Here is a 21,927-nt window from a genome sequence, read left to right as displayed (position 1 = left end):
GAGAGTAACACTAGAATAGGAATTGACCCGAGACTGTAAAGAAGGCAGTTTTTCGGGACTTCGTTACCAAAAGGGAACCAGCTCATGGCCGGAACAGTCGTCAATCTGAAAGCGAGAACAGACCAATCCGAAGGGCTGGGTGCGCGGCGCGAGATCGACCTTGCCAGCCTGGATTTCACCAATTGCCCGGTTCGTGATGTGTTACAGCAGATCGGTGGCAAATGGTCGACGCTGATTCTCGAAGCGCTTGCCAAGCAGCCCTACCGTTTTGGCGAATTGCGCAGGATGATCCCTGATATTTCCCAGCGCATGCTCACCCAGTCGCTACGCGACCTGCAGCGGGACGGCTATATCGAGCGGGAGGTTTTTCCGACGAAGCCGCCGAGTGTGGAGTACCGGATGACGGAACTTGGGCGGTCACTCTATACGGCGCTCTCGCAGTTGTTGAACTGGGCAGAGGCGAACCATGATGAGGTTCGCGCCGCGCGGCTGCGTTTCGATGCAGAGCAATGAAAGAGAGATCAGGCGGTCGAGCCGCCTGATTCGGATTTGATTACTTCTCGCGACCTTCCGTCAGGAAGAACAGGAAGGCGAGCGCCGGGAAGCAGAAGCCGATCCAGGCAGCCATCGTCCAGCCGCCGGTTGCGTAAGCCCAGCCGCCGAGTGCGGAGCCGATGGCGCCGCCGGTGAAGAAAGTCGCCATGAACAGGCCGTTCAGGCGGCCGCGATGTTCCGGGCTCAGCCCGTAGATGGCGCGCTGGCCACAGACGAGATTGGTCGTCACACCGAAATCCAAAAGGATCGCCGCAGCCGTCAGCAGGACCAACGCCATCAGCGAGCCGTCGGTGGCGAACTGGCTGATGAGGAAGGAACCCATGCCGAGCAGCATCGCGAGCGTTGAGGCGACCTTCGTCAGGCCTCGGTCGGCCAGGCGGCCGGCGATCGGCGAGGCGACGGCGCCGGCAGCGCCAGCGAGCGCGAAGAGGGCGATGCCGCTCTGCGATATGCCGAAAGCCGGGCTTGCAAGCAGCAGCGGCGCGGTCGTCCAGAATAGGCTGAAAGCGCCGAACATGCCGGCCTGATAAAGGGCGCGGCGCTGCAGCACCCGCGAATTCAGCGCCAGATGGCCCATGGAGGCCAGCAGCTCACCATAACGCAGTTTCGTGTGCGGGATGCGAACCGGCAGGTTGGCGCGCAGCACGACGCCGAGTGCGATCATGACGGCGGCGGTGACGTAATAGACCATATGCCAGGACGAGGCTTCGGCAACGAGACTCGCGAAGGGGCGGGCGAGCATGATGCCGCAGAGCAGGCCGCTCATGACATTGCCGACGACCTGACCGCGCGTGGCATCCGGCGCCATGCTGGCGGCGAAGGGAACGAGAACCTGCGCTGCGACCGAGGCGAGGCCGATGCAGAGCGAGGCCGTCAGGAACATTGATGGCGTGGAGGAGAAGGCCGCGCCGATGAGGGCAAGTGCCGAGCCGACAGTCAGCGTCAGGATGAGACGGCGGTTTTCGAAGAGGTCGGCCAGCGGCACCAGAAGCAGAAGGCCGAGACCGTAGCCGATCTGCGTCAACGTGACGATGAGGCCGGTTGCGGCAGGCGAGAAGCCGAGATCGGCGCTGATCAGGCCCGCCAGCGGCTGGCCGTAATAGAGGTTGGCGGCGACAAAGCCGCAGGAAGCTGCAAAAAGGAAGGTTAGCCAGGGGGATAGGGCGCGGGGCATGGCAGCATCCGGCGTGGTGGCTGAAACGCTCATCAGAAACTCCAGTCGGGCAATGATTGGGAGGATTGAATGCAATTTAATCGTCTGCCGCCACCCGATCCTTGAACGGGTGCCGGTATTTCGGTCGTCAGGTCACGAGCCGCATTGCGGCCTCTGCCGCAGCCATCATCTCTTTCTCGCCGCGCCCCGTCCTCCCGATGACGCGCAGCCCCTTGGTCAGGCAGAGAAAGGTGAGGGCCGTGGCATCAGCATCCACGGTCGACGGAATCGTGCCATCGGCCTGGCCGATGCGGATGAGATCGGCCATCAGCCTTTCGTCGGCGGAAAAGGCGGCGGCGACATGCTCTGCCGCTTCCTCGTCCAGCAGAGAAAGATCGTTCGCGCCGCCGACGACGAGGCAGCCCTTGAGGCCTGCTTCGCCATGGGAAAGTTCGGCGTAATACATGACCATCTGGAAGACTTTTTCGCGCCCGGTCTTTACGGATGCGATCTTCGCCTCCAGCCGGCCGCGTCCGAGCTGACGATAGCGCTTGAAGGCGGCAAGGAAGATGCCGCGCTTGTCCTTGAAAGCCTTGTAGACGCTGCCTGAGGCGAGGCCCATGGCTTCGGTCAGTTCGCTGATGGAGGCGGCGTGGTAGCCGCGCTCGGAGAAGACGCGCAGCGCAGCATCGAGGGCTGAGTCCATATCGAACTCGCGCGGGCGGCCGCGGCTGCGGGTCTTCACATCAGGTGTCAGGGTGTCAACGGTCATGACGCCTAATTAGGGAATGACCGTTTCCAAATCAAGTAAAATTTCTGCGACGCAGCAAAATCAGAGATCGAGCACCCAGGTCTGGCCATTGGCCTCAGGGCCGAACATGCGATGTCTCTCTTCGGAGACAAGCCGGAAGCCGGCCTTCTGATAGATGGCGCGGGCGGTATGGAGGAAGTCGTTGGTCCAGAGCGAGATCTGCCGGTATCCCTTGCGGCGGGAGAAGGCGATGCATTCTTCGACGAGCTGTTTACCAAGGCCGAGACCGCGAGCGGCCTTGTCGACATAGAGCAGGCGAAGTTTGGCGATGCCGTCGCCGCCATTGGTGATCAGCACCGAGCCGAGATTGATGCCGCCACGCTCGGCGATCCAGCAATGCTCCATCTCGGGGTCGAAATTGGCGAGGAACTTTCCGGCGACATCGGCGACCAGCCCTTCGAAGCGCAAATCCCAGCCATATTCCTCGGCATAAAAGCGTCCCTGGCTCTGGACGATCCAGCCGATGTCACCGGCGCGATGCGAACGGATGATAGCGGCTGCCGGTCGTACCTGCGGATCGAGGATGGCGCGGATCGTGCGCATGGCGGCAACGGCCGCTTCCGGCTCGCCATCGGCCAGCGTCTCGAAACGGGCGGCGATTTGCGCATTGGAGCGGCGGCCGAATTCCTCGAACTGCGCTCGTCCCCTGTCGGTGACAGTGAGGATCTGGCTGCGCTGATCGGCTGGATCGGGCGTTGCCTCGATGAGGTCTTCCTCCCGGAAGCGCTTGAGGATGCGGCTGAGATAGGCGGGATCGAGCTGCAGGTCGCGGGCGAGCGCGCCGGCATTGACGCCATCATGGACGCCGATCTCGAAGAGCACGCGCGCATCCGTCAGCGTGAAGGGGGTATCGAGATAGGCCTTGTTCAGAAGGCCGAGGAAGTTCGTGTAGAAGCGATTGAATTCGCGGGCGGATTCGATGAGGGCAATATCGGTCATGGCAGGGTCTCCTACAGCATCGGCCCGAGAATCCGTTTCCATTTTGGGTAAGCCTGATGCGCAGATTCAAAGAGTTAGAACGCCGTGCGTCAGAATGGACGCACGGCGTTCTAACGAAACCCTGCTGCTTTTATTTGACTGAGTCAACTAAATTGGTGACTCAGGCCGCGTCTTCTTCTTCGTTTGCGAGTTCTCCCTCGAACGCGAAATCGACAGCGGCGCGGGCATGGATTGTCGTCGTGTCGAAACCGGGCAGGGGAAGCCGATCGGGATCAAGGATCAGGCAGATTTCTGTGCAGCCGAGGATGATGCTATCGGCGCCCTTGGCGTGGGCACGTTCGATCACGGCCATCAGTTTTTCACGCGAGCTGTCGAGCACCTTGCCGGCGCAGAGTTCGTTGAAGATGATGTCATGGACGGTGGTGCGGTCGGTGGCATCAGGCACGACGATGTCGAGACCGAGGCTCTTCATGCGGTCGGTATAGAAGCCGTGCTCCATCGTGTAGCGCGTGGCGAGCAGCAGCGGGCGCTTGCAGCCTGCTGCGTGGATCGTCTTTGCCGTCTCGTCGATGATGTGGATCAGCGGCACGGAGATATGCGTAGCAACCGCGGGCGCGATCAGATGCATGGTGTTGGTGCAGATAAGCACGCAATCGGCGCCGCCAATCTGCAGGCGCAGCGCGACATCGCCGAGGTGCGAGGCAGCCATATCCCAGGCGCCGGCCTTCTGCAGGGCGACGATCTCCTCGAAATTCACCGAATGCAGAATGAGTTCGGCGGAGGCCAGTCCGCCCAGGCGCTCGCGCACCATCTCGTTGATGAGGCGGTAATAGACTGCGGAACTTTCAAAGCTCATGCCGCCGATCAGGCCGATTGTTTTCATGGATGGTCGCTCCCTCTGGTGTTCTAGGATGCGTTGATGATGCGGTAAATCGGGCGCGGTGTGTTTGCGTTGTTTGTGCTTTGGCATCGATCTATGCTACGGTTTTGTGTCATTTTTCAGTTTTATGCAAAATTCCAGCGTAGGCTCACCATGATCGACGATCGCGACAGGCGGATTCTCGATATCCTGCAGGACGATGCGGGCGTCTCCGTGACCGATCTTGCAGAACGCGTGGCGCTTTCGGTCTCGGCCTGTTCACGGCGCATCCAGCGGCTGGAGGAGAGCGGTTATATCGCGCGGCGCATCGTCGTGCTCGACCGGGAGCGGATGGGCGTGCCGACAACGCTCTTTGCGCTCATCAAGACGGCACATCATTCCGACGAATGGACGGAGAGCTTCCGGCGGGCGATCAGCGACATTCCCGAGATTGTCGAGGCGCACCGGCTAACCGGCAATTATGATTATATCCTCAAGATCGTACTGCCGCGCGTGGAGCATTACGATGTCATCTACAAGCGGATCGTGCGCAGGATCGAGCTTTTCGACGTGTCGGCCTCGATCTCGATGGAACTGTTGAAACATGGTACGGCGATACCCGTAAGCTATGCCAACTGAATAACCTAGGACAAGATCGCTTCCAGCGTTTGTCGATTGCGTAGCATCCAGGATGCGCTCCTGGTGCGCCATGTTATAGCCCAAAGAGATTCTGGGTTTTCTGTGTCCGGCGTGACGCCAGCCTCTTTTGCCTGCTCGGCAGCATCATGAATTGCAAATGCGAGTAGTTTGTCGAAAAAACCATCCCGCTGCGTTTTCGAAAAACCATAACCGTCCAGCAGATATCGAACCTGCCGCGCCCTCTCCATTGCCGAGCCAAGGTTCATTCTTTCCGCTATGTCGTCATCATAAAGCTGGGCATTCAGCCAGCAGGCTTGTGCCAGTTCAGTGTCTATTCCGACCGGTCCGGCAACCTCCCAATCGATCAATGCGATTGGTGTGTTAGAGCGACAGACGATATTCCAGGGGCCTGCGTCGCAGTGGCCAATGACACGCGGCCCGGTTTTGAGCGCACGGCCAAACCACCCACGCCAGATAGCATTGTCGGGAACTCTGAACGAAGATGTCGCCTCGTGGAGTTGTCGGAGCATGTTTCCGAGGCGTGGCAGAGCTTCATCGCTCCAAGGCCCGGGATGGACAAAATCTCCTTCGATAAACGACAGAGTTTCACGACCCCGCTCGTCAAACCCTGTGCCAACGACACGGGGACATGCAGTGAAGCCTACCTGCTCAAGATGCCTCAGCAGCAAAACTATGGTTGGAGACCAGGGGCCGCTCTCACGATAAATAACATTGCCCCGTCGAGAAACTTCAGTGCGTCCGCCGCCAGTTAAGATGTTTTCCTCGTCCATGCCTGGAATGTACGTGCAAAACGCTTTTGATGACAATGAGGATGGGAACTGACGCAACGGGCATATCGACAGCACACAAAGCCGATCGGGATGCAGGGCAGGCATGTTGAAACGGCGGTTGAATCCTTTGCGCAAAAGGCGACATTTGTTGCAGCGCAATGACGAAAGGGTAGGATCATGAACGAACATCATGTCGTCGTTGTCGGCGGCGGCTTCGGCGGACTGCAGCTCGTCAACGGATTGAAGGGTGCGGGTGCGAAGATCACGCTCATCGACCGGCGCAACCACCATCTTTTCCAGCCGCTGCTTTATCAAGTGGCAACGACAATCCTATCCACGTCGGAGATCGCCTGGCCGATCCGCCACCTCTACGCCGACCGGCCCGAGGTGACGACGCTGCTCGGCGAGGTCAATGGCGTCGATGTCAAGGCAAAGAGCGTTTCACTGCGCAGCGGCATGGTGCTGAACTACGATACGCTGGTGCTCGCCACCGGCGCCACGCATGCCTATTTCGGTCACGACGAATGGGAGCCGGTGGCACCTGGCCTGAAGACGCTGGAGGATGCGACGACGATCCGCCGCCGCGTGCTGCTCGCCTTCGAGCGAGCGGAAGTGGAAAGCGATCCGGCCGCACGCGACGCGCTTTTGACCTTTTCCATCGTCGGCGCAGGCCCGACGGGTGTCGAGCTTGCCGGTATCATTGCCGAGCTGGCGCATTTCACGCTGCCCAAGGAATTCCGCAAGATCGACACGCGCAAGACCCGCGTCGTGCTGATCGAGGCAGGTCCGCGTGTGCTGCCGGCCTTTGCCGAGGAGCTTTCGGCCTATGCGCAGAAGGCGCTGGAAAAGCTCGGCGTCGAGGTGCTGACGGGAACGCCGGTGACGCAGTGCGCGGCTGAGGGCGTGACCGTTGGCGAAAACTTCATTCCGAGCCGGACGATCGTCTGGGCGGCGGGCGTGCAGGCCTCGTATGCGGCGCGCTGGCTCGGCGTGCCGGCCGACCGGGCAGGGCGCACTATCGTCGAGAAGGATCTGACCGCACCCGGCCTGCCGGATGTCTTCGTGATCGGCGATACGGCCTCCGTCATCAGGGAGAACGGCAAGCCGGTGCCGGGTATTGCGCCGGCGGCCAAGCAGCAGGGCGGCTATGTGGCGAAGGTCATTAGCGCCCGTATCTCAGGCAAGCCGGCGCCGGGGCCGTTCAAATACTGGCATCAGGGCAGCCTGGCGACCATCGGCAAGAGTGCGGCCATCATCGATTTCGGCCGGATCAAGCTCAAGGGCTGGATCGCCTGGTGGATCTGGGGCCTTGCCCATATCTACTTCCTGATCGGCACGCGCTCGCGCTTTACCGTCGCCTGGAACTGGCTGTGGATTTATCTTAGCGGCCAGCACAGCGCCCGGCTGATCACCCAACGCGAGACGATGCGCGACGACGGGTAGGGGCAAACAAACTGTAAAGAAAAAGGGCGGCCCGAGAGCCGCCCTTTCCATTTCATCAAGCTGCCAGCGAAGCAATGTCGATGACGAAGCGGTAGCGCACGTCGCTTTTCAGCACCCGCTCATAGGCTTCGTTGACCTGCTGGATGTTGATCTTCTCGATTTCGGAGACGATGTTGTGCTCGCCGCAGAAGTCGAGCATTTCCTGGGTTTCCTTGATCGAGCCGATCATCGAGCCGGAAATGCTCTTGCGGCCGGGAACCAGCGAGAAAGCGTGGACCGGGATCGCATTCTCGGGAATGCCGACCACGACGAGGGCGCCATCCACCTTCAGGAGACGGAGATAGGCGTTCCAGTCGATCTCGGCGCTGACCGTGCAGATGATGAGGTCGAACGTGCCGGCGAGCTTCGTGAAGGTTTCCGCATCGTTGGTGGCGTAATATTCCTTGGCGCCGAGCTTCAGGCCGTCTTCCTTCTTGGAGAGGGTCTGGGAGAGGACGGTGATATCAGCGCCCATGGCGGCACCGAGCTTGACGCCCATATGGCCGAGGCCGCCCATGCCGACGATCGCGACCTTCTTGCCGGGGCCGGCATTCCAGTGGCGCAGTGGCGAATAGAGCGTGATGCCGGCACAGAGCAGCGGCGCGGATGCATCCAGCGGAAGGTTGTCCGGGATGGACATGACATAACCTTCCTTGACGACGATGCTATCGGAATAGCCGCCCTGGGTGCGGGTCTTGCCGTCGGCTTCGAACTCGTTGTAGGTGCCGACGAGGCCCGGCATGTACTGTTCGCGGTCGAGGTCTCGTTCGGCGCAGCCGACGCAGGAATCGACGAAGCAGCCGACGCCGACGCGGTCGCCGACCTTGAACTTCGTCACTTTGGAACCGACGGCCCTGACGATGCCGGCGATCTCATGACCCGGCACGATCGGGTAGACGGCGTTCTTCCATTCGTTGCGGACAGTGTGGATGTCCGAATGGCAGATGCCGGCAAACTTGATGTCGATGACGACATCATCCTCGTTCGGATCGCGGCGTTCGAAGGTAAAAGGGGTCAGCGGCTTGGAAGCGTCAGTCGCGGCGTAACCTCTGGCAATAGGCATGGGTGCCTTCCTTTCCGATGTGGAGGGTGGGGTGAGAGGGGTGGCTGAACTATTGCGCGGAACCTTGCCGCAGCGTTAGAGCGATACTCTCAGCTTTTTGCACGATCCTGCAAAAGTGAGCCGGCCACCTGTTTGCGAAATGGAAAAGCAGTCTTAGATTGGGATCAGATCGCAGGCGCGAGACAGAAAGAGTTGCCGCATGACATTGCCCTTCAATCCCTATCGGGAAATCGTCGATATCGCGATGCGGTTTGCACCTGATGATGGTGAGTTTCGCACATCGATCGGCAATCTTCACATCAGCCGCCGCTCGAACCCGAGCGATCCGCTGCACAGCAGCTACAAACCCTGTTTTGCCTTTGTGCTGCAGGGCGCCAAGAGCCTGCGCCTCGGCGATGAATTCATCAGTTACGGAACCGGGGATTATTTGCTGACCTCACTCGATCTGCCGGTTGCCTGGCGCATCGCCGAGGCCAGCCCCGAGGTGCCGCATCTCTGTCTCGGGCTGGCGATCGATTCCGAAAAGCTGCTGGAGCTCTTGAGCCGCATCGATATTCCGCGCCCGGCCTCCCATACCGACGGGCAGCGCGGCATGACGGTCAACGTTGCCCCGCCGGAGCTTCTGGACGCCGCCGTGCGCCTGCTGCGCTTGCTCGATCGTCCAGACGACATTCCGGCCATGGCGCCGCTGATCGAGCAGGAAATCCTTTACCGGATCCTGACCGGCCCCGATGGCGAGCGGCTGATCAATATCGCGACGGCTGACAGCCACAGCAACCGGATCGCGCGCGCCGTCGCCTGGCTGAAGGAGAATTTCGCCCGGCCGCTGCGCATCGAGGATCTCGCCGATCACGTCAACATGAGCGCGTCATCCTTCCATCATCACTTCAAATCGGTGACGGCGATGACGCCGATGCAGTATCAGAAGCAGCTTCGCCTGCACGAGGCGCGCCGGCTGATGCTGGTGGAACGGCTCGATGCCGGCACTGCCGGCCACCGCGTCGGCTATCAGAGTCCATCGCAGTTCAGCCGCGAGTACAGCCGCCTCTATGGCGCATCGCCCGCACGCGATGTCGATGGCGCGCGGGATGCTGTGGCAGCGGAATAAGGGGCAGCCGAGCAAGGCTCAGCCCGGAAATTTCAGCGCCTTGTCGTTGCGGCATTTCGCGAGCTTCAGCTGGCGGAAGGAGAGGATGCGCGTGATGCGCTCCTTGCCATCGGTCTCGACACTCATGCAGGCGCAGGCATAGCCATAATTGCCGTTGGTGCGCACATAGTCGTGCTCTGAAATGTCGGGGATGAGGTCCATGCCTTCGGGCTCGTCATCGCTCCCCTGCGTCATGATCGTCCAGGTGTTTTCCGCATCGTCCAGCCACCAGTTGGCAGGCGTCGGGTTCTGGATCCAGCCGCAGCGCGTCTCGGCGGCAAAGGCCGGGAGAGCGAGGGTAAGCGACAGGGCGGCGGTGAGGGCTATTGTTTTCACGGGCGATTCTCCTTGGGCTTCGATGCTCGGCGATTTGTCTGCCTTCGAACAGCCGAATTCCACTGTTTCATATGATACGAAAAAATCTCCTGACGGTTCTTGACGAGAGCCTACGGTCTGGCGCATAAACGCTACGAACCGTACCGTACGGTACGTAATTGGGGAGTTGAAACCGTGTCAGTCGATGTCGCAGAGCCGAGCGAGTTTTCGCCACGCCAGAACGCCGTTCTGGAGCAGGCGCTGCAGCTTCTCGTCGATGGCGGGGAGAAGGCGCTGACGACCTCGGGTGTGGCGCGCGCCGCCAACTGCTCCAAGGAAAGCCTCTACAAGTGGTTCGGCGACCGGGACGGTCTGCTATCTGCGATGATCGCCTATCAGGCGAGCAAGGTGCGCACCTTCGAGCGCAGCGGCGAGCGGCTGACCTATACGAGCCTGCACGACCATCTCGTCATCTTCGCCCGCGATCTGCTGGAGGTTCTGGCCGGCGACGTATCGCTAGCACTGAACCGGCTGGCGATCGGCCATGCCAGCGCACATGAGGCGCATCGCGACGGTTCCAAGCTCGGCAAGCTCTTGCTCGAACGCGGCCGCCGGCAGATCGACCGCCGTGCCATGGCGCTGATCGATGCGGGAAAAAGGGCAGGGCTGCTGCGTTTTATGGATGCCGATGAGGCCTATCATACGCTTTACGGCCTCATCGTTTCCGATTTGCATGTGCGCATGCTGCTCGGAGAACCGGGGCTCAAGGATACTGCACGTCAGGCGGAGAAGGCGGTCACAGCCTTCCTGCGCCTCTACGGCACGGAGAAAGTTCTGGCGGAGATGCCGATCCTCGGCTGACCGCTTTATTGACAGTCAACAAGACAAGCAAAAGGGAAGGAATTTCAATGCGCGTCTATTACGATCGTGATGCCGATCTCAACCTCATCAAGTCGAAGAAGGTCGCCGTCATCGGCTATGGTTCGCAGGGTCGCGCCCATGCGCTGAACCTCAAGGATTCCGGCGCCCAGAACGTCGTCATCGCGCTCAAGGCTGGTTCGCCGACCGTCAAGAAGGCCGAAGCCGACGGCTTCAAGGTCATGACGGTTGCCGAAGCTGCCGCCTGGGCCGACCTGATGATGATGGCAACCCCGGACGAACTGCAGGCCGATATCTACAAGGCCGACATCGCTGGCAACATCCGCGACGGCGCAGCGATCGCCTTCGCACACGGCCTCAACGTTCACTTCGGCCTCATTGAGCCGAAGGCTTCGGTCGACGTCGTCATGATCGCCCCGAAAGGCCCTGGCCACACGGTTCGCGGCGAATACCAGAAGGGCGGCGGCGTTCCCTGCCTCGTTGCCGTTCATCAGAACGCTTCCGGCAATGCACTCGAACTCGCTCTCTCCTACGCCTGCGGCGTCGGCGGCGGCCGTTCGGGCATCATCGAAACCAACTTCCGCGAAGAGTGCGAAACCGACCTCTTCGGCGAACAGGTCGTTCTCTGCGGCGGTCTCGTCGAGCTCATCCGCGCTGGTTTCGAAACGCTTGTTGAAGCCGGTTACGCTCCGGAAATGGCCTATTTCGAGTGCCTGCACGAAGTGAAGCTGATCGTCGACCTGATCTATGAAGGCGGCATCGCGAACATGAACTACTCGATCTCCAACACGGCCGAGTGGGGCGAATACGTCACGGGTCCGCGCATCATCACCGAGGAAACCAAGGCTGAGATGAAGCGCGTCCTGAAGGACATCCAGACCGGCAAGTTCACCTCCGAGTGGATGCAGGAATACCGCGCCGGCGGATCGCGCTTCAAGGGCATCCGCCGCCTGAACGACAGCCATCAGATCGAAGAAGTCGGCACGAAGCTGCGCGCCATGATGCCCTGGATCGGCAAGAACAAGCTGGTCGACAAGTCCGTCAACTAAGTGGCTTGAGACTTTGAACATGAGAGGCCGGGGCGAAAGCTCCGGCCTTGTTATCTGGTAATGTGCTCTCCAGTTCACGTCATGCTCGGGCTCGTCCCTGATATCTGCAACGGCAGCAGATGCTCGGGACAAGCCCGAGCATGACGGAGGGAAATTAACCGGCCTCGTCCGGGCGCGGAATAGCACGCGCCGGATTTACTTGAGAGCGCCGAGGTACAGCCAGCGGGTCGGCTTGCCGTCGTAACCACCGCCATCAGCTTCTCTGATCGAGACATCCTTCCAGCCGCCGGCAACAAGCAATTCCTGCAGCCATTCCCTTGAAGGGTAGTTGTAATAGCGTCCGAAATCATCTTGGCCTTCTGCCGTGCCGGCCTTGAAGCTCGCATGGAAGACGCCGCCGTGTTTCAAAGCGTTGCGGATGAGAGTGAGGATGCCCGGGAGATCGGCGCGAGGCACATGCAGGAGGCTCGCCTCCGCCCAGACGCCGTCGAATTCCTCTCTGGCTGAAAGCTCCTCGAAGCGCATGACCTTCACCGTCCTATCAATCAGCTTCTCGGCCTGCCGGGCAAGCTCGGCAGAGCCGTCCGTCGGCGTGACGTCGAAGCCCTTGGACAGCATGTAGGCGCAGTCCTGACCGCCGCCGCAGCCGAGTTCGAGGATGCGCGCCTGTTCGGGGAGGTCGGCGAGGAAGGCATCGAGCCTTGTTGTCGGTGGCTTGCGATCGCGGGTGGCGTAGGTCTCGGCGTTGTCGTTGTAGAAGGCGGACGTGTCGTCTCGGATCATGGCTATCGATCGCGATTATTGGTCTGACTGAAGACGTTTTTCGGGAGCTGGTTGGCTCCGATAATGTCAAGGATCGATATGCCGAGTTCGTGAGGTTCTCGCATCAGAGCCGGTCTTTCCTGTCTCTGTAAATGCCGGCGTCGGCGCCTCGGGCCATACCTTTAAGGTCGGCGAGTTCAGGGGCGGGGAGGAGACGCCTTTGCCCTTTGTGATGAAGACGAGTTCCTGGCCTACAGACCAGTGCTGCTGTTCGCACACTTCCTTCGGAATGGAGATCCGGAACTTTGCGGAGAGGGTTGCGGTCGCCATCTTGCCTTTCCTTTATCGATCGAGGGTAGAAGCTTAGCTGGCGGCGGTCAAAGGCGAGCCGGCTCTTAGTTACAAAAAAACCGGGCATTACGCCCGGCTTCGATGTTATGGGCTTATCGCTGTGCCCAAAATCCGGATCACAGAACGCGGCGCGTCCAGCCTCGCTCGTCGTTCGTGACGCCCTTCTGCAGGCTGACGAGCTGCTGGCGCAGGTCCGTGGTCAGCTTGCCGGTCTGGCCGTCGCCGACCTTGAACTCGCCGCCGGCGTGGCGGACGAGACCGATGCCTGCCAGCACTGCGGCCGTGCCGCAGGCGAAGGCTTCGACAAGCTTGCCGCTCGCTGCATCCGCCTGCCATTCGTCGAAGGAATAGGGGCGCTCTTCGACGCGCAAGCCCTTTTCCTTGGCGAGCACGATGACCGAGGCGCGCGTGATGCCCGGCAGGATCGTGCCGCCGAGCGGCGGGGTGACGACTGATCCGTCATTCATGACGAAGAAGACGTTCATGCCGCCGAGTTCTTCGACCCAGCGATGTTCGGCTGCATCGAGGAAGACGACCTGGTCGCAATCCTTCTTGGCGGCTTCGGCCTGTGCGACGAGGCTTGCCGCATAGTTGCCGCCGCATTTTGCAGCACCCGTGCCGCCGGCGGCTGCGCGGGTGTAGGTGGTTTCGACCCAGAGCGAGACCGCCTTTGCGCCGCCCTTGAAATAGGCGCCAACAGGGGAGGCGATGATGCAGAAGATATATTCCTGGGCCGGGCGAACGCCGAGGAATGCCTCATTGGCGAACATGAAGGGGCGAAGGTAGAGGCTGGCGTCGCCGGAGGGGATCCAGTTCTTGTCGACCCGGACCAGTTCTTCGACCGCCTTCAGGAAGAGTTCTTCCGGCACTGCAGGCATCGCCATGCGGGCTGCCGACTGCGCGAAGCGGCGGGCGTTTTCTTCGGGCCGGAAGAGCAGGATGCGGCCATCGTCCGCCTTGTAGGCCTTCATGCCTTCGAAGATTTCCTGGGCGTAATGGAGGACGGCACTTGCTGGATCGAGTTCCAGCGGGCGCCTCGCTGTAACTTTTGCATCATGCCAGCCTTTGTCTGCGGTCCACCGCGCCAAAACCATGTGATCGGTGAAGATCTTCCCGAAGCCGGGTGTTTCCAGTGCCTTGATGCGGTCGGCGTCGGACACGGGAGATTTGTGGAATTCGATAGTGATTTCAGGAGAGGTCGACGTCGCGGTCATTGCTGGCACCTTGATAGTCCATTGAATAATGGCGCGCACACTACTGCCGCCGGGCCGGTTTTGGAAAGGTCTGAATCGGCCGGTTTCGGCTTTTTGATCAGAGGAACAATCGCTTGATGTGGCGAACCTTCACGAAACGAGGCAGGTCATTCGGTCCGGTTGGATGAAATCTCTGATGTCAGCCCAATCGACCCCAAGGCTTTCAATCATAAGAGCTCAATCTTGTCACAGTGACAAGAAAATAGGTCAGTATTGTTGACATAAATTCCACTGCGTGTTGAGTTGCTGATATTATAAAAAATACGAGGAAACCCCCATGCTGAACTGGGACGCAATGTTTGCAACGCGCTCGTCACGGATGCGCGCTTCGGAAATCCGCGAGCTTCTGAAACTTCTCGACCGGCCTGACATCATCTCCTTCGCCGGCGGCATTCCGGATCCGGCGCTGTTTCCGGACAAGGAGTTCAAGCAGGCCTATGCGGATATTTTCGACAGTTCGGCCGTCAACTCCGCCCTGCAATATTCGGTTTCCGAAGGCTACAAGCCGCTGCGCGAATGGCTGGTCGGGCAGATGGCGGAGTTAGGCATTCCCTGCGGGCTCGACAATGTCTTCATCGTTTCCGGTTCGCAGCAGGGCCTCGATTATCTCGGCAAGCTCTTCCTCTCGCCCAACGATACAGCGCTCGTCACCTGGCCGACCTATCTCGGCGCGCTGCAGGCCTTCAATGCCTATGAGCCCTCCTACGATCAACTGACGCCGGGCGGCAACCGCACGCCGGACTCCTATCGCGAGGCTGCGGCTCAGAAGGGCGGCAAGGTGAAGTTCGCCTATCTTTCGGCCGATTTCTCCAACCCGACCGGCGAGACCGTCGACCGTGACGGCCGCGAGAAGGTCTTGAAGCTTGCCGATGAACTCGACATTGCCGTCATCGAGGATGCTGCATACCAGTCCCTGCGTTACGATGGCGATCCAATCCCGCCCATCCTGGCGCTGGAGATCGCCGTGAAGAGCCATATCAATGATACGCGCACGATCTATTGCGGCAGCTTCTCCAAGACACTGGCGCCCGGCCTTCGCGTTGGCTTCATCGTTGCCAATGCGCCCGTTATCCGCAAGCTGGTGCTGATGAAGCAGGCGGCCGATCTGCATTCATCGACCATCAACCAGATGGCGATTTCGGAAGTTGCCGGGCGCGGTTTCGATGCGCAGGTCGCCAAGATCAGGGCCGCTTACAGCCATCGCCGCAATTGCATGCTGGCCGCCCTCGAAAAGTATATGCCTGAGGGCACGAGTTGGACGAAGCCGGAAGGCGGTATGTTCATCTGGGTCACGCTGCCCAAGGGCATGGACGGTGCCGAGTTGCTTGCCAAGTCTCTCGAAAGCGCCAAGGTTGCCTTCGTTCCGGGCAAGGCCTTCTTTGCCGATGGTTCGGGCGCCAACACGTTCCGTGTCAGCTTCTCCTGCGCCAATGAGACGATGATTGACGAGGGCATCAGCCGTCTCGGCAAGCTGATCGCCAGCGAGATCGGCTGATAGAATTCAAGAATGGGCGGCGATCAGAAGATCGTCGTCCAGCCTTCATTTGCGGTTTCACTCTTGCCGTAGCCGACACGGTCGGCGACCGCGCCGTCGGCATTGGTGAGGATGATGTCGCCGCCCTTGTTGGCGAGCTGCGGGCCGCCATCTTCCGGGTCGAGTTTTATGGTGCGGAATTCGCCTGGAGCAAGCGAACCCGAGAGCTTCTGACGGCGGCCTTCGCCATCTTCCAGAGACCAGCCTTCGATCGATGCCATCACGTCAGAGCGGTTGACGAGCGTCACCGTCTCATCCTCCGTGCCGTCGGGATGGTTTACCGGATTGATCATGGCAGCGACGATGCGCAGCGACGAGGCGACGATCGGCTGCGGACGGCGGGTGCCTTCGCCGCGGCCCTGACCGCCCCTGTTGTCGCCGACGGGACGGCCGGTGTCGGCGTCGGTGTTCCAGTTCTGCGACTGGAAACCGAGGAAGATTGCTGCCCAATGGTCTTCGTCCGAGAAGTGGATCAGCAGCGCGCCGTCCTGATTGGGGCCGCTGGTTGCACTGAAACTGCCGCTGTCACCCTGGTTCATATGGATGTCGTGGATGCCGTTGCCGGGCTCGAAACCGAAATATTCATCCGGCTTGTTCTTCTCCGGCCCCCAGGCTTCGCCGAAGGCATAGAAATGAATCGACTTGTCGGCGATGCCTTCCTGCACGATCGGCTCAATGAAATCGCGCAGGTCGTTCTTCGGTCCGTCGAGCTGGAACGGGGCGACATTCATATCCTCGCGCTCGATCATGCCGCCGCGCGCATAGTCGATCGCCAGATCCTTTCGGTCGCCCTTGATATCCGTGAGACCCATCGGCAGGGCGGCGAGCGCGGCCGTCAGTTCCGCGTGCTGGAAATCCATGACATTGGCGTAGAGCAAGTCATGCGGCGATTCTTTCGAGCGCACGTTCACGGCAATGCGATAGCTCACGCCACCGGCCTCGATGCGGATTTCGATATGGGGATCGTTGTCGTCGTCAAGGGCGAGCGCGGAAGCCGTACCCTTCAGCACCTTGTAATTCCGGAGCATGGCGAACCTCGTGGTGGGGGCGAGATATCACGATAGCATCGCGGAAATGCATCTTTGTGACGCTGACCTTCCGCCATGCAACGCTTTGGAGAGCTTACCTCTTTAGGTGCGGTGCGAAGAGTTCCATATCGGCTTCGCTCAGGCGCTCATTGGCGGTGTTGAGCTGGTGCCAGTAGGGGTAGATGACCGGCGGCACGCTGACATCATCGAGGCGCTTGCGCTCGTCATCCGAAAGCTTCAGCTCGGCGGCGGCGAGATTGTCCTTGAACTGGGCTTCGGTGCGACCGCCGATGATGACCGATGTGACCGCCTTGCGGCCGATCAGCCAGGCAAGCGCCACCTGGGCTGCGGAAACGCCACGTTCCTGACCGATCGCCACCAGTGTTTCTACGATGTTCCAGAGGCGGTTCTCGTCGCGGATCGGCGGTTCGGTCCAGCCGGCGAACTGGCGGGTGCCCTCGGGGGCTGCGGCATTGCGGCGATGCTTGCCGGAGAGCAGACCGCCGGCGAGCGGGCTCCAGACGAGCACGCCGAGGCCCTGGTCGATGGAGATCGGCAGCAGCTCATATTCGGCGTCGCGGGCTTCCAGCGTGTAGTGGATCTGCTGGCTGACGAAGCGCTGGTACTTGTATTCGTTGGCGATGCCGAGCGCCTTCATGATGTGCCAGCCGGAATAGTTCGAGCAGCCGACATAACGCACCTTGCCCTGTCTGATGAGGGTATCGAGCGCTTCCATCGTCTCTTCGAGAGGCGTCTGGCCGTCCCATTCATGGACCTGATAGAGGTCGATGACGTCGGTCTTCATGCGCTGGAGGCTTGCCTCGCACTCGCGAATCAGATGGTAACGCGACAGGCCGCGGTCGTTCGGCCCGTCGCCCATGCCGAAGCGGGCCTTGGTGGCAAGCAGCACTCCATCAGGGCGCTTGCCGCCGAGCACTTCGCCGATGATGCGCTCGGACTCGCCGTTGGAATAGACATTGGCCGTATCGATCAGGTTGACGCCGGCATCGAGGCAGATATCGACCATGCGGCGGGCCTCCTGAACGCCGAGATCACCGACCGTCTTTGCCCAGCCGACGCCGCCGAAGGTCATGGTGCCCATGGTTACTGTGGAAATTTTCAGGCCGGACCGGCCGAGCAAACGATATTCCATTGAAATTCCTCCTCATGAAAATGGCCTGACGGACGTACCGCAGCAAAGCTTGCCGTCAAACAGCAAGGTGTTCACGCCTGCGTGAATTTACGCCTTCACCCGCTTCCGCGCGAGGATAATAGCGGTCGTTTCGGGAAAGGCGAAGAGATCGGATCTTTTTGAATTGACAGTGACGCTGGCGGCGATGGCCGATCGAGCCGTGTCAAAGGGGGCGATTCCAGAAAGTGGGGGACGATAACCAGTTGGTTGCCAGATAGCGCGTCGGGAGTCTGCTGCCTAGTGTCACATGTCTGTCAATGACCCCGAATAATGAGGGGCATCATCATCCGAGGATTCCTTCCATGAAAACTCTAGTTTCCGCCGCAGCCCTTCTCGCCGCGAGCCTTTTCGCTATCCCGGCTTCCGCCGCCAATCTCGTTCTCTACACCAGCCAGCCGAACGAAGATGCGCAGGCGACCGTCGACGGCTTCATGGCCGCCAATCCCGATATCAAAGTCGACTGGGTGCGCGACGGCACGCCGAAGATCATGGCGAAACTGCAGGCTGAAATCCAGGCCGGCAACCCGGTTGCGGACGTGCTGCTGATCGCCGACGTGGTGACGCTGGAGCGCCTGAAGGAAGACGGCAAGCTGCTCGCCTACAAATCGCCGGAAGCAGCCCAATACGATGCCGCGCTATATGACGCCGACGGCTACTACTATTCCACCAAGCTGATCACGACCGGTATCATGTACAACACGTCGGCTGCGATGAAGCCGACGAGCTGGAAGGATCTTGCCAAGCCGGAAGCCAAGGGCCTCGTCACCATGCCGAGCCCGCTCGCTTCGGGCGCTGCTCTGATCCATGCCCAGACGCTGGCTGCCGTTCCCGGTCTCGGGTGGGATTTCTACAAGTCGCTCGCCGAGAATGCTGCCGTCGCCTCCGGCGGTAACGGCGTCGTCCTGAAGTCCGTCGCCTCTGGCGAAAAGGCCTACGGCATGGTCGTCGATTACCTGCCGATCCGCGAAAAGGCCAAGGGTGCTCCGGTCGAATTCGTCTTCCCGAGCGAAGGCGTTTCGGCGGTGACCGAGCCGGTCGGCATTCTCGCAAGCGCCAAGAATGCCGATGCCGCCAAGAAGTTCGTCGACTACGTTCTCTCGGAAAAGGGTCAGGAAGGATTCCTGAAGCTCGGCTATATCCCGGCTCGTAACGGCATGAAGCTGCCCGCGGGCTTCCCGGCACGCGACACGATCAAGGTTCTGCCGATCAATGCCGCTGAGGCACTGAAGAATACCGACAAGGACCTGAAGACCTTTACGGATCTTTTCGGTTCGAAATAATAGACCCATGCAGGGCTATGTACGTGCAGGAAGCAGCCAGCCCGTCTGGCTGTTTCCTTTTATTGTCTCCGTGGTTCTTTTCCTCAGCGTGCTGCCTTTGGCGCGGCTCGCGGTCGTCGGCATTTCCGCTTTCGCCAATGGCGGTGTCCTTGAGGTTCTGTCCGACCCCCTGGTCTGGTCGGCGGTCTATTACACCATCGTCACGGCTATCATTGGCACGATCATCTCGCTGATCATCGGCTGCACCTTCGCCTATCTGCTGACGCTGACGGATATTCCGGCCAAGGGGCCGCTCAGCTTCTTCTTCGTGCTGCCGATGATGATCCCGCCGCAGGTGACGGCGCTTGCCTGGGTGCAGATGTCGGGGCCATCGAGCCCGCTTCTGAAGGCGCTGCATATCGCCCCGCCGCTGGGGTCGCCGCAGCCGCTTTATTCGGTTGCTGGTATTGCGCTGCTCTATGGCGTGCAGCATGCGCCGCTCGTCTATCTGGCGCTGAGGGCAGGGCTGATGACCCTGCCGCGCGACGGGGTGGAGGCGGCAAGACTTTCCGGGGCGTCGAGTCTGCGTGTCTTTCGCGATATCATCCTGCCGCTGTCGCTGCCGGGCGTCATTGCGGGTGCAGCGATTTCCTTCGTTTCCTGCACCGGTAATTTCGGCATTCCGGCCATTCTCGGCATTCCCGCGTCGATCTTCACGCTGCCGACGCTGATCTTTTCCAAGTTCACCGCCTTTACCGGCCGCACCTTCGGCGATGTGGCGCTACTGTCTGCCATCATTGCGCTGATCTCGGTCGCCGGCCTTGCCATCCAGGATCGGGCGTTGCGTGGGCGTGACTACCGCGTCATCGGCCTTTCGGGCGCGACGGCAGCCTTCGAACTCGGCGGGTGGAAGCTCATTTTCACGCCGCTGCTGTGGATCGTGCTGTTCTTCATGCTGGCGGCGCCCTTCTTTGCGTTGGTGGCGGGCGCACTGGTGCCGGCTTACGGCGTGCCGCTGACTTTCAAGACCATGACGTTTCATGCCTTCGAGGAGATATTGTTCCGGCAGGCGGTGACGCGCACGGCTTTCGTCAATTCGCTGTCGCTCGCCAGCGGAGCTGCGGTCGGCTTGCTGTTCGTCACGGTGCTGGCCGCCTATGCGCTGACGCGGCGCAAGGATACGCTGTCGCGCATCATTTCCAGCCTCGTCGAAATACCCTATTCGCTGCCGGGTATCGTCATGGCGGTATGCTTCATCCTTGTGTTCGCGGCGCCGATCCCGGTGCTGAACGTGACGCTTTACGGCACAGTCTGGATCATCCTCATTGCCTATTTCTCCTCCTTCTTCGCCGTCAGCCTGAAGCCTGTGGTCAGCGCCTTCCACCAGCTTGATCCGGCGCTGGAGGAGGCAGCACGGCTTTCCGGCGCCGGCTTCTTCCGGCGGCTCAAGGATATCATCGTGCCGCTGATTGCGCCGGCGGCAGGCGCCTCGGTCATCCTCGTTTTCCTGATCGCCTGCAACGAGCTGACGATCTCGGCGCTGCTCTGGTCGGCGGGTACGCAGACGCTGGGTGTCGCCATCTACAATCTCGACGACAGCGGTAGTTCCGATCTTGCCTCGGCACTTTCGGTGCTCGTCGTCTTCATGGTCGTCGCCATGATGCTGCTCCTGGAGCTTCTGGCGAAACATCTGCCCAAGGGAGTGGTGCCGTGGCGAAGCTGATCCTCAATCAGGTGGCCAAGGATTTCGGCACGGGCAGGGCTGCCGTCAGCGGCTTTTCGCTCGATGTGCGCGAGGGCGGCTTCCTGGCGCTGCTCGGCCCGTCGGGCTGCGGCAAGACCACGGTGCTGCGCATGATTGCCGGCTTCGAGACGCCGAGCGATGGTTCCATCCATCTCGGCGAGCGGCTGCTGGCGGACGCCGCGCAATCGTTGCCGCCGGAACGGCGCAACATGGCGATGGTCTTCCAGTCCTACGCGCTCTGGCCGCATATGAGTGTCGCCGACAATGTCGGTTATCCGCTGAAGGTGCGCGGCATCTCCGGCGAAGCTTATAAGACCAAGGTGCGTGAAGCACTGTCGACCGTGCGCCTCGTCGACTATGCCGAGCGGCGGCCGGCCGATCTCTCCGGCGGCCAGCGGCAGCGCGTGGCGCTGGCCCGCTGTCTGGTGACCTCGCCCGATGTCGTGCTGCTCGACGAGCCGCTCGCCAATCTCGACCGGCATCTGAAGCAGGAGATGGAGGAGACGTTCCGCGAGTTCCATCAGCGTTCGGGTGCCACGATGATCTATGTGACGCATGACCAGAGCGAGGCGATGGCGCTCGCAACCGACGTCGCCGTCATGTCCGAGGGGCGGCTGCTGCAGGTGGCGCCGCCGGCGGAGATCTATGCGCGGCCGGAGGGGCGCATGGTCGGCGGGCTGATCGGCCGCGGCGCGATCGTCACGCTGCCGGTCATGGGCGGCGAACGGCAGCTTGAATGGGACGAGCTGGAGGGCGCGCTGCATGCCGCCAATACCGATGGCGCCGATATTCTGGTGCGGCCGGAAGATGTCATCATCGGCGGCGAGGGGGCTCCTGCGACCGTCGAATCCGCGCTCTTCGAGGGTGAGCGTTATGCGGTGAAGCTGATTCTCGGCAACGGCCAGGCACTGCGTGCCTACAGCCGCGTGGCCGTCGTGCCTGATGAGGCGGTCCATGTCGTCATCCGGACCGGCTGGCGGCTATGAGGGACAAACAGGGCTTTTCGAAGCGCTCTTTCGTCTTTAGTTGTATCCCTGATGCCAACCGGGAATGCCTGATGTCGCTTCGCCTTGCCCGCCGGGGCAGGAGGTGGAGTGCTATCCGCGTACCGGGTGGGACAGG

The 21,927-nt window shown here is 60.9% G+C and carries 21 protein-coding genes and 1 pseudogene; 10 read left to right on the top strand and 12 right to left on the bottom strand.

What is annotated here, in order from left to right; genetic code table 11:
* Positions 1-84 precede the first annotated feature (84 nt).
* Complete coding sequence (locus tag ACK9YZ_RS13250) at positions 85-513, top strand: winged helix-turn-helix transcriptional regulator (RefSeq protein WP_416064135.1); 429 nt, start codon at positions 85-87, stop codon at positions 511-513.
* A gap of 40 nt (positions 514-553) precedes the next feature.
* Here the strand turns inward: ACK9YZ_RS13250 and ACK9YZ_RS13245 are convergent, their stop codons facing one another.
* The 4 genes from ACK9YZ_RS13245 to ACK9YZ_RS13230 all read right to left on the bottom strand — a co-directional run bounded on the left by ACK9YZ_RS13245 (position 554) and on the right by ACK9YZ_RS13230 (position 4,341).
* A complete protein-coding gene (locus ACK9YZ_RS13245) occupies positions 554-1,762 on the bottom strand; it encodes an MFS transporter (RefSeq protein WP_416064134.1) in 1,209 nt (402 codons plus the stop codon).
* Positions 1,763-1,856: 94 nt separating this feature from the next.
* Positions 1,857-2,480, bottom strand: a complete 624-nt coding sequence (locus tag ACK9YZ_RS13240; RefSeq protein ID WP_416064133.1) for a TetR/AcrR family transcriptional regulator — start codon at positions 2,478-2,480, stop codon at positions 1,857-1,859.
* 60 nt (positions 2,481-2,540) lie between these two features.
* A complete protein-coding gene (locus ACK9YZ_RS13235) occupies positions 2,541-3,458 on the bottom strand; it encodes a bifunctional helix-turn-helix transcriptional regulator/GNAT family N-acetyltransferase (RefSeq protein WP_416064132.1) in 918 nt (305 codons plus the stop codon).
* A 160-nt stretch (positions 3,459-3,618) separates the two neighbouring features.
* Positions 3,619-4,341, bottom strand: coding sequence for an aspartate/glutamate racemase family protein (locus ACK9YZ_RS13230; protein ID WP_416064131.1), 723 nt, complete (start codon positions 4,339-4,341; stop codon positions 3,619-3,621).
* A gap of 150 nt (positions 4,342-4,491) precedes the next feature.
* On the opposite strand from ACK9YZ_RS13230, the gene ACK9YZ_RS13225 reads away from it, so the two are divergent.
* Positions 4,492-4,956, top strand: a complete 465-nt coding sequence (locus tag ACK9YZ_RS13225; protein WP_416064130.1) for an Lrp/AsnC family transcriptional regulator — start codon at positions 4,492-4,494, stop codon at positions 4,954-4,956.
* 5 nt (positions 4,957-4,961) lie between these two features.
* Here the strand turns inward: ACK9YZ_RS13225 and ACK9YZ_RS13220 are convergent, their stop codons facing one another.
* Entirely contained in the window at positions 4,962-5,939 is a 978-nt protein-coding gene (locus tag ACK9YZ_RS13220) for a phosphotransferase (protein ID WP_416064129.1), read from the bottom strand.
* On the opposite strand from ACK9YZ_RS13220, the gene ACK9YZ_RS13215 reads away from it, so the two are divergent.
* Positions 5,925-7,190 (top strand): NAD(P)/FAD-dependent oxidoreductase, encoded by a 1,266-nt coding sequence (locus ACK9YZ_RS13215; RefSeq protein ID WP_416064128.1) that lies wholly within the window; start codon positions 5,925-5,927, stop codon positions 7,188-7,190. The two genes, ACK9YZ_RS13220 and ACK9YZ_RS13215, sit on opposite strands and share 15 nt — an antisense overlap.
* A gap of 55 nt (positions 7,191-7,245) precedes the next feature.
* On the opposite strand, the gene ACK9YZ_RS13210 is transcribed toward ACK9YZ_RS13215, so the two are convergent.
* On the bottom strand, positions 7,246-8,292 hold the full coding sequence (locus tag ACK9YZ_RS13210) for an NAD(P)-dependent alcohol dehydrogenase (protein ID WP_416064127.1): 1,047 nt from the start codon (positions 8,290-8,292) through the stop codon (positions 7,246-7,248).
* A 199-nt stretch (positions 8,293-8,491) separates the two neighbouring features.
* On the opposite strand from ACK9YZ_RS13210, the gene ACK9YZ_RS13205 reads away from it, so the two are divergent.
* On the top strand, positions 8,492-9,400 hold the full coding sequence (locus tag ACK9YZ_RS13205) for an AraC family transcriptional regulator (protein ID WP_216755120.1): 909 nt from the start codon (positions 8,492-8,494) through the stop codon (positions 9,398-9,400).
* An 18-nt stretch (positions 9,401-9,418) separates the two neighbouring features.
* Here the strand turns inward: ACK9YZ_RS13205 and ACK9YZ_RS13200 are convergent, their stop codons facing one another.
* A complete protein-coding gene (locus tag ACK9YZ_RS13200; protein WP_416064126.1) occupies positions 9,419-9,775 on the bottom strand; it encodes a DUF4087 domain-containing protein in 357 nt (118 codons plus the stop codon).
* A 174-nt stretch (positions 9,776-9,949) separates the two neighbouring features.
* Between ACK9YZ_RS13200 and ACK9YZ_RS13195 the strand changes: the two genes are divergently transcribed.
* Positions 9,950-10,615: a TetR/AcrR family transcriptional regulator gene (locus ACK9YZ_RS13195; protein WP_183736049.1), complete on the top strand. Its 666-nt coding sequence runs from the start codon at positions 9,950-9,952 to the stop codon at positions 10,613-10,615.
* Positions 10,616-10,662: 47 nt separating this feature from the next.
* Complete coding sequence (ilvC, locus tag ACK9YZ_RS13190) at positions 10,663-11,682, top strand: ketol-acid reductoisomerase (protein WP_216755118.1); 1,020 nt, start codon at positions 10,663-10,665, stop codon at positions 11,680-11,682.
* A gap of 195 nt (positions 11,683-11,877) precedes the next feature.
* Here the strand turns inward: ilvC and ACK9YZ_RS13185 are convergent, their stop codons facing one another.
* The 3 genes and pseudogenes from ACK9YZ_RS13185 to ACK9YZ_RS13175 form a co-directional block, all read right to left on the bottom strand.
* Positions 11,878-12,465, bottom strand: coding sequence for a class I SAM-dependent methyltransferase (locus tag ACK9YZ_RS13185; protein ID WP_416064125.1), 588 nt, complete (start codon positions 12,463-12,465; stop codon positions 11,878-11,880).
* 103 nt (positions 12,466-12,568) lie between these two features.
* Positions 12,569-12,774: pseudogene (locus ACK9YZ_RS13180) on the bottom strand (AbrB/MazE/SpoVT family DNA-binding domain-containing protein).
* 137 nt (positions 12,775-12,911) lie between these two features.
* Complete coding sequence (locus ACK9YZ_RS13175) at positions 12,912-14,009, bottom strand: branched-chain amino acid aminotransferase (protein WP_416064124.1); 1,098 nt, start codon at positions 14,007-14,009, stop codon at positions 12,912-12,914.
* Positions 14,010-14,325: 316 nt separating this feature from the next.
* Here ACK9YZ_RS13175 and ACK9YZ_RS13170 point away from each other — a divergent pair, with 316 nt between their 5' ends.
* Positions 14,326-15,543, top strand: coding sequence for a PLP-dependent aminotransferase family protein (locus tag ACK9YZ_RS13170; protein ID WP_416064123.1), 1,218 nt, complete (start codon positions 14,326-14,328; stop codon positions 15,541-15,543).
* 23 nt (positions 15,544-15,566) lie between these two features.
* On the opposite strand, the gene ACK9YZ_RS13165 is transcribed toward ACK9YZ_RS13170, so the two are convergent.
* Together ACK9YZ_RS13165 and ACK9YZ_RS13160 are read right to left on the bottom strand one after the other, a co-directional pair.
* On the bottom strand, positions 15,567-16,610 hold the full coding sequence (locus tag ACK9YZ_RS13165) for a DUF2278 family protein (protein ID WP_416064122.1): 1,044 nt from the start codon (positions 16,608-16,610) through the stop codon (positions 15,567-15,569).
* 94 nt (positions 16,611-16,704) lie between these two features.
* Positions 16,705-17,763 (bottom strand): aldo/keto reductase, encoded by a 1,059-nt coding sequence (locus ACK9YZ_RS13160; protein ID WP_416064121.1) that lies wholly within the window; start codon positions 17,761-17,763, stop codon positions 16,705-16,707.
* A gap of 341 nt (positions 17,764-18,104) precedes the next feature.
* Between ACK9YZ_RS13160 and ACK9YZ_RS13155 the strand changes: the two genes are divergently transcribed.
* Genes ACK9YZ_RS13155 through ACK9YZ_RS13145 form a run of 3 tightly spaced genes read left to right on the top strand, consistent with a single transcriptional unit; the run spans position 18,105 to position 21,791 of the window.
* Entirely contained in the window at positions 18,105-19,082 is a 978-nt protein-coding gene (locus ACK9YZ_RS13155) for an ABC transporter substrate-binding protein (protein ID WP_216755111.1), read from the top strand.
* 7 nt (positions 19,083-19,089) lie between these two features.
* Positions 19,090-20,784, top strand: coding sequence for an ABC transporter permease (locus tag ACK9YZ_RS13150; protein ID WP_416064120.1), 1,695 nt, complete (start codon positions 19,090-19,092; stop codon positions 20,782-20,784).
* Entirely contained in the window at positions 20,772-21,791 is a 1,020-nt protein-coding gene (locus ACK9YZ_RS13145) for an ABC transporter ATP-binding protein (protein WP_416064119.1), read from the top strand. Before ACK9YZ_RS13150 ends, ACK9YZ_RS13145 begins: the two co-directional genes overlap by 13 nt.
* The last annotated feature ends 136 nt before the right edge of the window (positions 21,792-21,927 follow it).

Origin of the sequence: Rhizobium sp. ZK1, from assembly GCF_047782645.1 — a bacterium.
Taxonomy (GTDB): domain Bacteria; phylum Pseudomonadota; class Alphaproteobacteria; order Rhizobiales; family Rhizobiaceae; genus Rhizobium.
This window is presented reverse-complemented; position numbering and strand designations above follow the sequence as displayed.

Bases quoted from the DNA above. Each gene is read 5' to 3' on its own strand.
- ACK9YZ_RS13165 (WP_416064122.1), bottom strand. From the start codon at position 16,610: ATGCTCCGGAATTACAAGGTGCTGAAGGGTACGGCTTCCGCGCTCGCC.
- ACK9YZ_RS13160 (WP_416064121.1), bottom strand. From the start codon at position 17,763: ATGGAATATCGTTTGCTCGGCCGGTCCGGCCTGAAAATTTCCACAGTA.
- ACK9YZ_RS13185 (WP_416064125.1), bottom strand. From the start codon at position 12,465: ATGATCCGAGACGACACGTCCGCCTTCTACAACGACAACGCCGAGACC.
- ACK9YZ_RS13220 (WP_416064129.1), bottom strand. From the start codon at position 5,939: ATGATGTTCGTTCATGATCCTACCCTTTCGTCATTGCGCTGCAACAAA.
- ACK9YZ_RS13175 (WP_416064124.1), bottom strand. From the start codon at position 14,009: ATGACCGCGACGTCGACCTCTCCTGAAATCACTATCGAATTCCACAAA.
- ACK9YZ_RS13240 (WP_416064133.1), bottom strand. From the start codon at position 2,480: ATGACCGTTGACACCCTGACACCTGATGTGAAGACCCGCAGCCGCGGC.
- ACK9YZ_RS13155 (WP_216755111.1), top strand. From the start codon at position 18,105: ATGAAAACTCTAGTTTCCGCCGCAGCCCTTCTCGCCGCGAGCCTTTTC.
- ilvC (WP_216755118.1), top strand. From the start codon at position 10,663: ATGCGCGTCTATTACGATCGTGATGCCGATCTCAACCTCATCAAGTCG.
- ACK9YZ_RS13150 (WP_416064120.1), top strand. From the start codon at position 19,090: ATGCAGGGCTATGTACGTGCAGGAAGCAGCCAGCCCGTCTGGCTGTTT.
- ACK9YZ_RS13250 (WP_416064135.1), top strand. From the start codon at position 85: ATGGCCGGAACAGTCGTCAATCTGAAAGCGAGAACAGACCAATCCGAA.
- ACK9YZ_RS13225 (WP_416064130.1), top strand. From the start codon at position 4,492: ATGATCGACGATCGCGACAGGCGGATTCTCGATATCCTGCAGGACGAT.
- ACK9YZ_RS13235 (WP_416064132.1), bottom strand. From the start codon at position 3,458: ATGACCGATATTGCCCTCATCGAATCCGCCCGCGAATTCAATCGCTTC.
- ACK9YZ_RS13215 (WP_416064128.1), top strand. From the start codon at position 5,925: ATGAACGAACATCATGTCGTCGTTGTCGGCGGCGGCTTCGGCGGACTG.
- ACK9YZ_RS13245 (WP_416064134.1), bottom strand. From the start codon at position 1,762: ATGAGCGTTTCAGCCACCACGCCGGATGCTGCCATGCCCCGCGCCCTA.
- ACK9YZ_RS13210 (WP_416064127.1), bottom strand. From the start codon at position 8,292: ATGCCTATTGCCAGAGGTTACGCCGCGACTGACGCTTCCAAGCCGCTG.
- ACK9YZ_RS13205 (WP_216755120.1), top strand. From the start codon at position 8,492: ATGACATTGCCCTTCAATCCCTATCGGGAAATCGTCGATATCGCGATG.
- ACK9YZ_RS13230 (WP_416064131.1), bottom strand. From the start codon at position 4,341: ATGAAAACAATCGGCCTGATCGGCGGCATGAGCTTTGAAAGTTCCGCA.
- ACK9YZ_RS13170 (WP_416064123.1), top strand. From the start codon at position 14,326: ATGCTGAACTGGGACGCAATGTTTGCAACGCGCTCGTCACGGATGCGC.